The sequence below is a fragment of the Chryseobacterium sp. GQ58 genome (genome assembly GCF_059758895.1).
Genome location: NZ_JCAXEH010000004.1, coordinates 299,624 through 314,848, shown reverse-complemented (window position 1 = coordinate 314,848; position 15,225 = coordinate 299,624). Strand labels below are relative to the sequence as shown.

Annotated in this window: 12 protein-coding genes; 7 read left to right on the top strand and 5 right to left on the bottom strand. The window is 34.5% G+C overall.

Annotated features, from left to right (window positions below):
- Positions 1 to 102: 102 nt before the first annotated feature.
- Positions 103 to 900 carry a hypothetical protein gene (locus AC6CHK_RS12925; protein ID WP_498096775.1) on the bottom strand — a complete coding sequence of 266 codons (798 nt, stop codon included), beginning with the start codon at positions 898 to 900 and terminating at the stop codon, positions 103 to 105.
- Positions 901 to 1,095: 195 nt separating this feature from the next.
- Between AC6CHK_RS12925 and glgP the strand changes: the two genes are divergently transcribed.
- Positions 1,096 to 2,760 carry an alpha-glucan family phosphorylase gene (glgP, locus tag AC6CHK_RS12920; protein ID WP_498096773.1) on the top strand — a complete coding sequence of 555 codons (1,665 nt, stop codon included), beginning with the start codon at positions 1,096 to 1,098 and terminating at the stop codon, positions 2,758 to 2,760.
- Between the two features lie 45 nt (positions 2,761 to 2,805).
- On the opposite strand, the gene AC6CHK_RS12915 is transcribed toward glgP, so the two are convergent.
- Positions 2,806 to 2,994 (bottom strand): DUF6496 domain-containing protein, encoded by a 189-nt coding sequence (locus AC6CHK_RS12915; protein ID WP_498096771.1) that lies wholly within the window; start codon positions 2,992 to 2,994, stop codon positions 2,806 to 2,808.
- Between the two features lie 12 nt (positions 2,995 to 3,006).
- Entirely contained in the window at positions 3,007 to 3,480 is a 474-nt protein-coding gene (locus AC6CHK_RS12910; RefSeq protein WP_498096769.1) for a hypothetical protein, read from the bottom strand.
- A gap of 101 nt (positions 3,481 to 3,581) precedes the next feature.
- Here AC6CHK_RS12910 and AC6CHK_RS12905 point away from each other — a divergent pair, with 101 nt between their 5' ends.
- The 6 genes from AC6CHK_RS12905 to recG all read left to right on the top strand — a co-directional run bounded on the left by AC6CHK_RS12905 (position 3,582) and on the right by recG (position 13,704).
- Positions 3,582 to 5,711: a S9 family peptidase gene (locus AC6CHK_RS12905; protein ID WP_498096767.1), complete on the top strand. Its 2,130-nt coding sequence runs from the start codon at positions 3,582 to 3,584 to the stop codon at positions 5,709 to 5,711.
- A 146-nt stretch (positions 5,712 to 5,857) separates the two neighbouring features.
- Positions 5,858 to 7,513, top strand: coding sequence for a peptide MFS transporter (locus tag AC6CHK_RS12900; protein ID WP_498096765.1), 1,656 nt, complete (start codon positions 5,858 to 5,860; stop codon positions 7,511 to 7,513).
- A gap of 133 nt (positions 7,514 to 7,646) precedes the next feature.
- Positions 7,647 to 9,365 carry a peptide MFS transporter gene (locus tag AC6CHK_RS12895; protein ID WP_498096763.1) on the top strand — a complete coding sequence of 573 codons (1,719 nt, stop codon included), beginning with the start codon at positions 7,647 to 7,649 and terminating at the stop codon, positions 9,363 to 9,365.
- Between the two features lie 84 nt (positions 9,366 to 9,449).
- Positions 9,450 to 10,973: a peptide MFS transporter gene (locus AC6CHK_RS12890; RefSeq protein WP_498096761.1), complete on the top strand. Its 1,524-nt coding sequence runs from the start codon at positions 9,450 to 9,452 to the stop codon at positions 10,971 to 10,973.
- Between the two features lie 37 nt (positions 10,974 to 11,010).
- A complete protein-coding gene (locus AC6CHK_RS12885) occupies positions 11,011 to 11,544 on the top strand; it encodes a thioredoxin family protein (RefSeq protein WP_498096759.1) in 534 nt (177 codons plus the stop codon).
- Between the two features lie 75 nt (positions 11,545 to 11,619).
- The gene (recG, locus tag AC6CHK_RS12880) at positions 11,620 to 13,704 is read left to right on the top strand and encodes an ATP-dependent DNA helicase RecG (protein WP_498096911.1); all 2,085 of its coding nucleotides are present in this window, start codon (positions 11,620 to 11,622) and stop codon (positions 13,702 to 13,704) included.
- Between the two features lie 30 nt (positions 13,705 to 13,734).
- Here recG and AC6CHK_RS12875 read toward each other — a convergent pair whose 3' ends face one another.
- Both AC6CHK_RS12875 and dapA read right to left on the bottom strand, forming a co-directional pair.
- Positions 13,735 to 14,232 carry a GNAT family N-acetyltransferase gene (locus AC6CHK_RS12875; protein WP_498096757.1) on the bottom strand — a complete coding sequence of 166 codons (498 nt, stop codon included), beginning with the start codon at positions 14,230 to 14,232 and terminating at the stop codon, positions 13,735 to 13,737.
- A 113-nt stretch (positions 14,233 to 14,345) separates the two neighbouring features.
- Entirely contained in the window at positions 14,346 to 15,218 is an 873-nt protein-coding gene (dapA, locus tag AC6CHK_RS12870; protein WP_498096755.1) for a 4-hydroxy-tetrahydrodipicolinate synthase, read from the bottom strand.
- Positions 15,219 to 15,225: the final 7 nt, after the last annotated feature.

Below are 15,225 nucleotides of genomic sequence, written 5' to 3'. Positions count from 1 at the left end.
TAATTAATATTTTAAAGTAATTTATTAACTATTTAGAATATATTTCAATACAAAAGCTGATTGAAAAACAAAACTATTTATTTAGATTCAACGAAAATTGTCCTATTTAATACTTGTCATATTACCACAAAGATTTTCCAGATGAAAAATTTTATGGAAAGGGCTTTTTACTGATTCCAAATGCTCTTTGTCCTGAATAAAAGTATATCGTGAAGCAAGAGAATTCATGTCCGACACAATCACTAGCCAACATTCGTCAACAGAAGTGTCATAATATGGAAATTTCTCATTCTTTTTTTCAATTAATTCTAAAATTTTTTCAGAGCACAACTCATCAAAAAGATTCATATTGTATTCATGAGTAATAAAAACATTTCTGCGGTGAGAGGATTTTCTGATGCTTTTCACACAACCTACAGCCTTCTTTTTTTTGATGCTTCTGTAAATGTTAAGCACGTTTTCCTGCTGCTCTTCCGAAGTATCAAATTTAATATTTGAATGAAATGACAAAAAATAAACACCACGATATTTCGTAGTGTCTTCTTGTTCCAATAATATTTCTGCCTGACGGAAAATCTTGTTCAAATTGCTCTCAACCTTCTTCATTTCAAGATGATTGATGACTTCGGTCAATTCAATTCCAATTTTTTTGTCATTGAATTTTGCAATAAAATCAGGACTTTCGCAGGTAAAATTTTCAAACTGCACATCAGGAAAATGGTGCATAAAAGAATTGAGAAGTAAAATCTCTGCTTTCTTTCTATATTTTTCGCGGTCGTGAAGCGGAGATTCGTCTATTGTACGATGGTATTTTTCCATCGGTTTTTTCTTCAAATGGCGATTCAGGTGATATAAACTCAAACTCTTGATCAAATCTTCCTCCGAAAATAATTTTTTCATACATCAATATTTTTATTATTAAAAAGGATAAGTAAAACTCAATTTATTTATTGAAGCTTTTGATTATCAAAAATTTACATTTAAAGATAAGCAAAAAAACTATTCGAAAGATACTTTTAAAAATAATTTACCTTATATTAATGTAGAGTTTATTTTCATAATTAATACCTTTGACATAATCAAAAAACTAAATGAATGGATTTTAAAAATTTTAAAATACCTTACGCTATAAACCCAGAATATTCTGAAAAAGTTGCTTACTTTTCGATGGAATTTGCCATTGAGCAGGTTCTAAAAATATATTCAGGTGGTTTAGGATTTTTAGCAGGATCTCACATGAGAAGCGCTTATAATCTGAAGCAGGATCTTATCGGGATCGGGATTCTCTGGAAATTCGGTTATTATGACCAGGCAAGAAATCATGATCAGACTTTACAGCCGACATGGACGAGAAAATTGTACAGTTTCCTTGAAGATACGGGAATAAAATTCCAGATAGAAATCCACAGTGCTCCGGTTTGGGTGAAAGTTTGGTATTTGGATCCTGAGATTTTCAATACGGCTCCGATGTTTTTGCTTTCTACGGACGTTCCTGAAAACGATCATGTTTCAAAAACAATCTGTCACAAACTTTATGATGCCAATGAAGCCACAAAGCTGGCGCAATATATTTTGCTGGGAAAAGGAGGCGCAAGGTTATTAGATGAAATGAATATTGACAGAGATGTTTATCATCTTAATGAAGCTCACGGGCTTCCTGCTGCATTTCATTTATTAAAAAAATATAACGGAAATCTCCATAAAGTAAGAGAAAAATTAGTTTTTACAACCCATACTCCAGAAGAAGCAGGAAACGAAAAACATAACCTGAAATTGTGTTACGATATGTCTTATTTTTCCGGATTGAGCATGGAAGAAGCCAAAAAACTGGAAGGTGCGGATGGCGAAGTTTTCAATCACTCGCTTTGTGCTTTGAAAATGTCTAGAATTGCAAACGGCGTTTCTCAGCTTCACGGCGTTATTTCAAGGATAATGTGGAGCAAATATCCGGGAATTTGTGAAATCAAATCTATCACGAATGCTCAGGAATTCAAATATTGGTCCGACAAGCCGCTTTACAATGCTAAAGATGAAAGTGATGAAACCGTTTTTGAATACCGCAAAAAGCAGTTAAAAAGAAGACTATTCAAAATAGTTGCCGATCAGACAGGAAATTTGTTTGATCCCAATATTTTCACAATGGTTTGGGCGAGAAGATTTGCAGGCTACAAGCGCGCCGATATGCTGCTTCATGATAAAGACCGATTTTATAAATTGTTGAATCATCCGAAATATCCCGTACAGATTATTTGGGCCGGAAAGCCTTATCCGATGGATTATTCTGCAATTTCTACTTTCAATACTTTGGTTGAAGAAAGTAAAAACCACAAAAACATGGCGGTTCTTACAGGTTATGAACTTTCTTTAAGTAAGTCTTTAAAGCAGGGTTCAGATTTGTGGCTAAACAATCCGAGAGTTCCGAGAGAAGCTTCGGGAACTTCAGGAATGACCGCTGCAATGAATGGTTCTGTCAACCTTTCTACAGACGATGGCTGGATTCCGGAGTTTGCGAAACATGGTGAAAATTCTTTTGTCGTGCCTAAAGCAGATTATGCGAATATGAGCATTTACGAACAGGATAATTATGACTTAAATAAGTTATACGAAATCCTTGAAAATGAAATCCTTCCAACTTATTACGATGATCCAAAAAAATGGATGAAGATCCAGCAAAACGCAATGAATGACGTAAAAGATCAATTCAACAGCGACAGAATGGCCGATGAATATTACAAGATTCTTTACAATCAAAACAAATAAATAATAGAAATGTCCGTGAAAATTTCACGGACATTTTATTCAAGACTAATCTTTTTTCTTTTTCTCTTTCGGCACTTTCAAACCTTTTTCTCTGGCTTCAGATATTCCAATGGCGACTGCCTGTTTTTTATCTGTAACTCTCTCTCCGGAAGATGATTTCAGCTTTCCTTCTTTGAATTCTTTCATTACATCTCCTACTTTTTCCTGAGCTTTTTCCGAATATTTCTTGCTCATTTTATTTAGATTTTAAGATTTTGATATAGAAACTCCGATTTCATATACATGCGCGTTTTTCAGGTATTTTGAGCGCTCTCTTGAAGTCACCGATTCAAATCCGTCATTTTTAAGCACAATAATCGGATCTTCTGCGTTTTCAATTTCGAAATTGGTAATATATCTTTCATCGGGCGCATCCTGACGCAGTTTTGCTTTAATTTTCTGAAGTTCATCAGCATATTGTCTGAAACCCGGATCTGTGGAATGGATAAATTTATATTCCGGCCCCGCATCAACAAAATAATGTATCCTTTTTTCTATTAAACCTGCTTCATCAGTAACTTGCGGATTATCATTTCCGTCTTTAAAAGCAACCTCAACCAATGTTCCGCCTTCGTTCTGCGATTGAGCTTCAGCATCTTTAAAATTTGAAAAACCTGTATATACAATTTGATCTTCAAATTCGTAGCGGTTTAGTTTCTGATCGTTTGCGTTCGTTTTCATAATTATTTATTTGATATAAATCTATTCAATTTTTTTGCCAAAGCATATTATTTTAATATTTTTTGATAAAATTGTTATCTTTGAATTCTTTATTTTTAAAAATGAAAAAATTATTACTTAGCCTCAGCCTTTTTGCTGTATTTCAAAATATAGCGGCGCAGGAAATCACTTTAGACAAAATATATTCAGGATATTACCGCGGAAAAGGTGTTGCCGGAATCGCTTCTATGAAAAACGGCGAAAATTATCTTGTGATCGAACCAACCGGAATCGCGAAATATTCTTACAAAACTTCCCAGAAAGAAGGAAATATTGTAGATGGGCAATTTGAAAGCTATGAATTTTCTGATGATGAATCAAAAATTTTACTTTTAAAAAAAAGTCAGCCAATTTACAGACATTCTTTTTTAGGAAAGTTTGATGTAAAAGATCTGAAATACGGAAAAACAATCAGCCTGAATAATGGAAAACCAATTCAGGAACCAAGATTTTCACCTGATGCGACGAAAGTAGCATTTGTATCTGAAAACAATTTATTTTTTCAGGATTTAAGTTCCGAGAAAATCACGCAAATTACCAACGACGGAAAGAAAAATTCTATTCTGAATGGTTTGGCAGATTGGGTTTACGAAGAAGAATTCGGGCATGCAAGGCTTTTTGAATGGACTAAAAATTCGGATGCGATTGTTTTCGTAAAATCAGACGAAAGTCAGGTTCCGGAAATCTATATTCCAATTTACGGAAAGTCTTTGTATCCGCAGGAAATGCGTTATAAATATCCAAAAGCAGGAGAAAAAAATTCTGTTGTTTCAGCGCAGTTATTTCGTCTTGATTCCGGAAAAACGATGCCTGTCAATTTAAGTTCTTTCAAGAATTATTACATTCCAAATGTGATTCAGACCGCAAAAGCTGACGAAATAGTTTTAATTACTTCCGAAAGAATCCAAAATGCATCTGACGTTTTAAAAGTAAATACAAAAACTGGAGCCGTTCAGAAACTTTTCACAGAAACCGACGAAAAATGGATCGATACAGACAGCCCGACTTTAGAATTTTTGGAAGACGATTCTTTCCTTTGGGGTTCTGAAAGAGATGGTTTCCGTCATTTATATTGGTATGATAAAGATGGAAAACTGAAAAAACAAGTCACAAAAGGAAACTGGGAAGTGACTGATTATTATGGATTTAACCAAAAATCGAAAGAAATTTACGTTCAGACAACCGAAAAAGGAAGTACCAATAAAGTAATTTCTAAAATCAATATTGAAAACGGAAAAGCACAGCTGATTTCAAATCCGGAAGGAAGCAATTCTGCCAATTTCAGCAAAAATTACAATTATTTTATCGAAACATCTTCTACCGCATCAAAACCTTACACGTTTGTTTTAAAAGACGGAAACGGTAAAGTCGTGAAAGAACTTCAAAATAACAACGAGCAGCTTCAAAAATTAAAAGCCGATAATTTCGTTGAAAAAGAATTTTTCACCATTCCAAACGAAGCAGGAGATCAGATGAATGCTTGGATTATGAAGCCTAAAAATTTTGATAAAAATAAAAAATATCCGTTGTTTATGTACCAATATTCAGGCCCGGGTTCTCAACAGGTTTCCAATTCTTGGGATAATGGGAATGCAATTTGGTTCAATCATTTGGTACAAAAAGGTTACATTGTAGCTTGTGTTGACGGACGCGGAACGGGCTATAAAGGCGCTAAATTCAAGAAAGTAACTTATATGAATTTAGGTAAATACGAAATTGAAGATCAGATTGCAGCAGCAAAATGGTTCGGTAACCAATCGTATATTGACAAAAGCAGAATCGGAATCTTCGGATGGAGTTTTGGAGGTTATATGACGAGCCTGGCGCTGACAAAAGGAGCAAATGTTTTCAAAGCCGGAATTGCAGTTGCACCGGTTACCAACTGGAGATATTACGACACTGTTTACACCGAAAGATTCATGAGAACACCTCAGGAAAATGCTGACGGATACGACAAAAATTCACCAACCGAATATGCAAATTTATTAAAAGGAAAACTTTTATTAATCCACGGAACAGCCGATGACAATGTACATTTTCAAAATTCTATGGAATTCTCGGAAGCTTTGATTCAAAACAAAAAACAGTTTGATTTCATGGCTTATCCGGATAAAAACCACGGAATTTACGGCGGGCAGACAAGACCGCAATTGTATCAGAAAATGACTGATTTTATTTTAGAGAATTTGTAAATAAAATTGATTTTGCTCAATATAAAATACAATCCCTTTCAATATTTTGAGAGGGATTTTTATATTAATTTCATTAATCATTACATGAAATTCCAATTCATTTTATCAATTAAAATTAAAAACCTATTTTTGAAAAAATTGAAAATATGAAGACTAAACATCCTAAAGGATTACCTTATCTTTTTTTTACTGAAATGTGGGAGCGTTTCGGGTATTATCTGATTCTCGGAATTTTCGTTCTTTATGTCATAGAACCAGCTGGTTTCGAAGGCGGTCTCGGGCTTCCCGATAAAACTGCTGATGATATTTTCGGGACTTATATTGCCTTGACGTACCTTACTCCTTTCATCGGTGGCTTTTTAGCAGATAGGGTTTTAGGATATATAAAATCAATTTATTTAGGCGGTATCTTGATGGCTGCAGGATATATTGGGATGGGAGTTTTCAAAGAATTGCCTTTGTTTTATGGGTCTTTAGCATTAATTATTGTCGGAAATGGTTTTTTTAAACCTACAATTTCTACACTTTTAGGAAACTTATATTCTGAAGAACCTTATAAAGCCAACAAAGATTCCGGATACAATATTTTCTATATGGGAATCAATATCGGCGCGTTTATCTGTAACCTTATCGCAGCTTTTATGCGAAATAAATACGGTTGGGGCGAAGCCTTCATCACTGCCGGAGTCGGAATGCTGATTGGTATGGTGATTTTCACGATCGGAAGAAAACATTATATCCACGCAGCAAAAATGAAGCCTGTACAGGAAGGCGACACAAAGCTTTCGGAAATTTTAATGAAAGTTTTTTTACCTGCAATTGTTGCCGGAGCCATCGGTTGGTTTATTCCAAATAATATTTTCGGAAGCGACAGTTCGGATGCCTTTATTTTTGCATGTATTCCTGTTATTTATTTTTATGTTTCACTTTATTTTAAAGCAAAACCAGAGGAAAAAACATCCATTGGCGCTTTACTTTCTATATTTTTGATAAGCATGTTTTTCTGGGCGGTTTTCAAGCAAAACGGAACAGCCTTGACGAGATGGGCAAATTATTATACAGACAGAAGCGTGCCTGCATCAATAGAAAAGCCTTTGGAAAGTATATACATGGTTGAAGGAACAAGCTATAAAGACAAAGAAGTGCCTGTTTATGACGATCAATACCAATCTCAAAAAGGTCCGGACGGAAAATCGATCAAAGAAACCGGAAAAGATATTTATTTTAAAAACATTTCCCCCGAAAAGCGCGAAATGCTTGAAAAAAATCCTGAAAATCAGATCTTTTTATATAACACAGAATTATTCCAGTCGGTGAATCCGTTTTGGGTAATTGTTTTAACGCCAATAATTGTAGGCATTTGGACATTGCTGAGGAGAAGAGGCAAAGAACCGCTCACTCCTACCAAAATTGTTTTGGGATTATTCATTTCGGCGCTTTCCTGTTTAGTCATGGTTTTGGCGGTAATGGCCGGTGACAACGGAGCCGTGAAAGTATCTCCTTGGTGGCTTGTTGCCAGCTACGGAGTCATTACAATTGGTGAATTATGCCTTTCGCCAATGGGATTATCTTTTGTCTCCAAACTTTCTCCCGCAAGAATTACCGCGTTGATGATGGGTGGATTCTTCCTTGCCAACTCCGTAGGAAACAAGCTTTCAGGAATTTTGGCAAGTACATGGTACAGCTATGACAACAAAATGAATTATTTCTTGGTGAATTTTGCGTTATTGATTTTCGCAACATTATTAGGGCTTTCCATGCTAAAAAGATTAAATAAAATCATGAGAGAAAAAGGTCACTAATCCTATTTCTTAATAATAACTAAAGCTGTAGGTAAAATTCTACAGCTTTTTTTATTTAAAATAAGCAAAAAACTTGTCAAAAACTCAAAAAAAACTATATTTGTGGGTCTTAACAAAAAATTAACAATTATATATGGATACAGCAGTTCAGTCGAAGACTAAGCACCCTAAAGGATTATGGGTTCTATTCGGAACAGAGATGTGGGAGCGTTTCAACTTTTACGGAATGAGAGCATTGCTTACTTTATTTATGGTAAATTCTCTATTAATGAAAGAAGGAGAGGTTACTATAATATATGGTGGCTTTTTGGCTCTATGTTATCTAACACCAATGTTGGGAGGTTTTATCGCTGACCGATTTTTAGGAAATAGATACTGTATCATTGTAGGAGGAGCATTAATGGCACTTGGACAATTTTTAATGTTTATGAGTGCATCAACATTTGGTTCCAATTTAGGATCAGCACAAACATTAATGTGGATTGCTTTAGGGGTAATCATTTTCGGGAATGGGTTTTTCAAACCAAATATTTCTTCGATGGTGGGAAGCCTTTATCCAAAGCAGGAAAAATCTAAATTAGATTCTGCATTTACAATTTTCTATATGGGGATTAACTTGGGAGCATTTTTAGGTCAATTTATCTGTCCATTTTTAGGAGATGTAAAAGATTCTAACGGTTTGAGAGACATTCACGCTTTTAAATGGGGATTCTTAGCAGCTTCTATCGCAATGACGATTGGAACATTAATGTTCATTTTACTTAAAAACAAATATGTTGTAACACCAGAAGGAAGACCAATTGGTGGTTTGCCTAGTGAAAGCACAGCAGAAGATTTTGAAGAAGGTGAATCACAAACTGCCAAATTTTCCGGAAAATCTATTGGTATTGCAGTTGTTGTTTTTCTAGTAACTTTCTTCGGATTTCAATATTTATTTGTTGAAAAAGTTGGGTTTGGTTCTGTTGGAATGGGAGAATTTGTGAAAGCAGTAATCTATCCATTCATTTATTCTATGGGACTTGCTTTGGCTTATTTAATTATGTCTGCAACTGAAAACAAAATAGAAAGAGATAGAATCTGGGTAATTTATATCGTATCTTTTTTCATCATATTCTTTTGGGCAGCTTTTGAACAAGCAGGATCATCTTTAACCTTTATTGCAGATAACCAAACGGACAGACATATTTTTGGTTGGAATATGCCGCCATCAATGGTTCAGATCTTTAATGGTTTATTTATCGTTGTTTTAGCAGTTCCTTTCAGTATGCTTTGGGACAAATTAAGAGCAAACAAGAAAGAGCCGGTTTCGCCTTTAAAGCAAGCAATTGGACTAGGTTTGATCGCTTTGAGTTACTTAATTATCGCCTACAATGTAAAAGATTTAGGAAATACGGGATTACTTGCAGTGAAATGGTTGATTTTACTTTATCTAATCCAGACAATGGGAGAACTTTGTTTATCCCCAATCGGTTTATCTTTGGTAGGGAAATTAGCGCCAAAAAGATTTGCATCCCTTTTATTTGGAGTATTTTTTATTGCTAATGCTGCAGGTTATGCTTTATCAGGAACTTTAGGTTCAATATTACCCGCAACAGGAGATAAATACCAAAAGGCTACAGAGTTAGGGTTTAATCTTCAGGATGTATTAGATAAAAAAGTTACTTTGAATTCAGATCAGTTAGCTCTTCTTAATAAAGAACAAATTCCAACGGTTTACAATAGTTTTGTTGGATTTGAAATTCATAATTTATTTGATTTTTTCATGGTATTTGTAATTCTTTGCGGAATTGCAGGAGCAATTTTAGCATTGATATCTCCTATTTTGAAAAGAATGATGCACGGAGTAAATTAATTTTTCTAAAAAATAAAATACAAAACAAAACCACTGATTATTCGGTGGTTTTTTCTATTTTCGTTAAATAAAAAATTCTATAAAATGAACCTAACTCTCGACGAGATACAAAATTTCAAAGGAAAATACCCGAAACAAATCTGGAGCCTTTTCTTTTCCGAAATGTGGGAACGTTTTTGCTTCTACGGAATGCGAGGAATGTTGGTTTTCTTTATGATCTCACAACTCAATTTTCACGAAAAAGAAGCCAATCTTCAATATGGCGCAACACAGGCGTTTGTTTACGCTTTCACATTTATTGGAGGACTTTTTGCCGATAAAATTTTAGGTTTTAGAAAATCACTCTTTTGGGGTGGTCTTTTAATGATTGTCGGAAGCTTAATTTTAGCAACCGATCCACACAAGTTTTTCTTTTTGGGAATTGCATTTACTGTTGTCGGAACAGGCTTTTTTAAACCTAATATTTCGTCAATGGTCGGGCAGCTTTACAAGCCAAACGATTCACGTGCCGATGCAGGTTTTTCGCTTTTTTATGCAGGAATCAATTTAGGAGCATTATTGGGCGGTTATTTATGTATTGCAATCGGCAAAGGCGAACTTTTTGGAGAAACTATTCCTGAAAATATGAGATGGAATATCGCGTTCGGCTTGGCTGCAATTGTAATGGTAATCAGTTTGATTAATTTTGTATTTACTCAAAAAAGTTTAGGAACAATCGGGCTTCAACCCGGAAATCCTTTATTGCAGGAAGAAGGAGAAGTTAAATCTATACCAATGCCAAAATGGAAGGAATACGGAGTTTATATATTATCTCTGATATTTATTCCGATTATCATGACGATGGTTTCCGTTCCGGAATACACAGATTATTTTATGTGGACAGTTGGTCCGATAACTTTGATTTATTTATTCTATGAAATGTCTAAAGTAACTCCTAATGAGCGTAAAAAACTTTGGGCAGCTTTAGTCTTTATCCTGTTTTCAATTTTATTTTGGGGAATTTATGAGCAAAGCGGCGGTTCATTAAGTATTTTTGCAGCCAAAAATTTAAATAAGGATCTTTTAGGTTTAGACCCAAATGGAGTTAATAATTCAGGAGGCGCATTTTTCATTATTTTCCTGGCTCCTTTGATCGGTTTGCTATGGATTTGGCTGAGCAAAAGAAAAATCGAACCCAACACCATTATAAAGTTCGGATTAGGATTTATTTTCCTCGGATTGGGTTATTACGTTCTATTCGCAACTAAATTCTTCGCTAATGTACAAGGAATCACTTCTTTAAATTTCTTTACAATTGCATTACTTGTCATTACTTTAGGTGAGCTTTGCCTTTCACCAATCGGATTATCAATTATGACCAAACTTTCAACAAAAAACCTTCAGGGAATGATGATGGGAATGTGGTTTCTGGCCTCTGCTTACGGACAATATGTTGCAGGAATTATCGGTGCAGGTTTGGCAACAGCAAAAGAAGGATCTACGAATTATGACGCATTGATAACATACACAGAAGGTTACAAACAATTAGGTTTATACGCAGTAATTGCGGGAGTGGTATTGATTTTGATATCTCCGGTTGTGAAAAAACTAATGCAGGAGGTAAGATAACAAATTATGTTTATCTTTAAGAATCAAAAACATTAATATGAAAAAAACAATAAGCGTATTTTTTATCTTTTTGATAAGTTTAAGTTTTGCTCAGGTAAAATGGATGACTATCGAAGAAGCAATAAGCGCTCAAAAAATAAAACCAAAAAAAATTCTTATCGATTTTTATGCAGATTGGTGCGCACCGTGTAAAATAATGGATAAAAAAACGTACGGACACGCTGTGATTGCAGAAGTTTTAAACGAAAGTTATTATCCTGTAAAATTTAATGCGGAAGAAAAAAAACAAATCGAAATATTCGGAAGAACATTTTCAAATGAAAATATAGCGCAGAAAAAAGGAAGAAACTCTTTACATGGATTTACACAGTTTATGAATGTGGGAGCCGTTCCGAGCACCGTATTTTTAGATGAGAGCGGCGCTCCCATTACCATTTTGCAAGGAGAATTGTCTGCAAAAGAATTGGAACCTTATCTTTCATTAATGTCGAATGATCTTTACAAAAAAATAAAAACGAGGGAAGAATGGGAAGATTTCCAGAGAAAATTCAATTCTAAAATAAAAGATTAAAACATAAAGCTTTCAAATGTGAAAGCTTTTTTTATTTCCAAATTTTCCCGAAATTCGTGCCTCAATATTTAGCTTCTGACATTAGAAACATCCATAGAATATGTAAAAGGAATTGGTCCTGAACGTGCTAAACTCATCAAAAATGTGTTGGGAATTTCCACTGTGGAAGACCTTTTACACTTCTACCCGATCCGGTATTTAGATAAAAATAAAGTTTATAAAATCGGGAATCTCCAGGAAAGCAATCTTGAAATTCAGCTGAAAGGAAAAATAAGTAATGTTCAGGAAATTCATAATGGTAAAATTAAAAGACTCACCGCCAAATTCAATGATGATACAGGAAGTATGGATTTGGTTTGGTTTCAGTATTCAAAATGGCTGAAAGAGCAGCTTCCGGTGAATCGTGAAGTTTTTATTTTCGGAAAAATTAATGTTTTCAATAACCAATTTTCAATGCCTCATCCCGAAATCGAGCTGGATGAAAAAAAAGAAAAAGACAACCGTTTGCGCCCTATTTATCCAAGTTCGGAAAAGCTTGTAAAAAGAGGACTCAATCAAAAGTTTTTTCAGGTAATTTTAAGAAATATCTGCAAAGAAATCCCTAGTCTCATTCAGGAAAACCTTCCGGAATATCTAATAAAATCGATGAAATTTTTGTCGAGACAAAGCACTTATTTAAACATTCATTTTCCTGAAAATTTAGAATATTTAGAGAAAGCCGATTTCAGGTTAAAATTTGAAGAATCTTTCTTTTTTCAATTGGGTTTTGGTTTAAAAAAAGCTCATCACAAAACAAAATCGCACGGAAATCCTTTTCCTGTTGTTGGCGATTACTTTACAGGTTTTTATGAAAATCATCTTCCTTTTGATCTAACGAATGCCCAAAAAAGAGTTTTAAAAGAAATCCGCCTGGATATGAAAAAGCCTATTCAGATGAACAGGCTTTTGCAGGGAGATGTGGGTTCAGGAAAGACGATGGTTGCCTTATTGACGATGTTAATTGCGATGGATAACGGTTTTCAAAGCTGTTTGATGGCTCCGACTGAAATTCTCGCTCAGCAACATTACAACGGAATCAAAGACTTACTCAAAAACACCGATATTAAAGTCCGTATTTTAACCGGATCTGTAAAAGCTTCGGAAAGAAAAATCATTCACGAAGAGCTTGAAAATGGTGAACTTTCCATCTTAATTGGAACTCACGCCGTTTTGGAAGATAAAGTGAAATTTAAAAATCTTGGTTTAGCAATCATTGACGAACAACATAGATTTGGTGTTGCGCAAAGAGCTAAACTTTGGGCCAAAAATAAAATTCCGCCGCATATTTTGGTAATGACTGCAACGCCCATTCCGAGAACTTTGGCGATGAGCTTTTATTCGGATCTGGATGTTTCTGTAATTGACGAAATGCCGGTTGGGAGAAAACCAATCATTACCGCTCACAGAAGGGAAAAAGACCGAACTTTTATCTATAATTTCTGTCGTGATGAAATCAGAAAAGGCAGACAGATTTATTTCGTTTATCCTTTAATCGAAGAATCCGAAACTTTAGATTATAAAAATTTAATGGAAGGTTTGGAGCATGTGATGAATGCTTTTTCAGATTATAATGTGACGATGCTTCACGGAAGAATGAAACCTGATGAAAAAGACATTGCGATGAATTATTTTGCATCCGGAAAAGCCGAAATCATGGTTGCAACGACCGTAATTGAAGTTGGCGTCAACGTTCCGAATGCTTCTGTAATGGTGATTGAAAGTGCCGAAAGATTCGGTTTGTCGCAGCTTCATCAGTTGCGTGGCCGTGTCGGAAGAGGTGCAGAACAGAGTTATTGTATTCTGATGACTTCCGATAAATTGACTACGGAAAGCAGAACCAGAATTAAAACCATGACCGAAACCAATGACGGTTTTAAAATCTCCGAAGTCGATATGCAATTGCGCGGCCCGGGAGATATTTTGGGAACTCAGCAAAGCGGTGTTGTCGACTTCAAAAGACTTGATTTGGTGAATGATGCTGCAATTATCAAAAATACCAAAAATATGGTTGAGAAAATTCTTGAAGCAGATCCTTTGCTCGCAAGAACGGAACATCAGATTATCAAAAATTATTATCTTCAATATTACAAAGGAAAAAATAAGTGGAGTAAAATCTCTTAATGATTTAAAGAAATAAAATCATTTGATTCTTTATATTTTTTTCTCCATTAAATAATCATCCATCACAAAACCATTTCCGATATCAAAAACGCCTTCGCCATAAATTTTATATCCTTGTGATTCATAGAAATTCTTTGCGGAATTGTGTTTATTTACATTTAAAATAATTCTTGTATCACCACTTTTTAAGGTTTTTTCATTTAAAAATTCCAAAATTTTTTTGCCTAAACCTTTTCCTTTACTTTCGGGCACAAGATAAATTCTGTGAAGTTTTGTCGTATTGTTTTCATATTGATTTTCGTAGCCTAAAAACCCGTCAAACAGATTCAGGTTTTCGTCAAACACAAGATAATAATGATAATTGGGGGTTTTTAAATGCTGTGAAATTTCAGTTGTGGAATACATCGTATTCAGCATATATTCCATTTGCTCTTTGGAAAGTATTTCTGCATAAGCGTTTTCCCACGATCTTTTTGCCAAATCCTGAATTAAAGGAATATCTTTTTCTGTCGCTTTGATTAGTTTCATATTATTTTTGTAATTAAAAAAGTGAAAAGCAGAAAGCCTTTCACCATTTTATTGTTAATTATTAAATTGTCAATCTTGAAGAGTAATTTAATTACTTTTGACGATTCATTATTTTAAATCTTCGACATTTCAGCCTTAATTTTTGCATAAAGTCCTTCTGATGCAGGAACTAAAGGAAGTCTTAAATAATTTTTAATGATTCCCTTTTCTGTAAGAATAACTTTAACTCCGCAAGGATTTCCTTCTGCAAAAATCAAACGTGTGATTTCTACCAACTTATTGTGAATTTCATATGCTTCCTTTACTTTTCCTTCAAAAGCTAATTGCACCATTGTAGAAAACTCTTTAGGATAAGCCTGTCCAATTACAGAAATAACACCGTCTCCGCCAGCTAAAGTGACAGGTAAAGTAAATTCGTCGTCACCGGAAACTAAAGAAAATCCGTCCGGTTTCTTTCTTAAAATATCAAAATACTGCAAAATGTTGGGCGCAGCTTCTTTTATTAAAAATAAATTTGGAAACTCTTTTGCCAAACGTAAAGTTGTTTCCGCTTCAACGTTTTGTCCAGTTCTTCCCGGAACATTATAAATAATGATATTTTTTCCTGTTGAAGCCAGCACTTTATAATGTTGGTAAAGCCCTTCCTGATTCGGTTTGTTGTAATATGGAGATACAGAAAGTACAGCTTCAAAATCTGAAAGATCTGTTTCTTCGATCTGTTTTTTCACCTCCATCGTATTGTTTCCACCAATTCCCAACACCAAAGGAAGACGTTTATTATTAGCTTTAATGATATGATTGATTACCTGTTTCTTCTCTTCATCAGAAAGCGTTGCAGCTTCTGCTGTAGTTCCCAAAACAACTAAATAATTGGTTCCGTTTTCAATATTGTAGTCAACAAGCTTTGTCAAACTGTCGAAATCAATAGATAAATCTTCATTGAAAGGTGTAACCAAAGCAACACCAACTCCTTTTAAAATACTCATCTTTTAA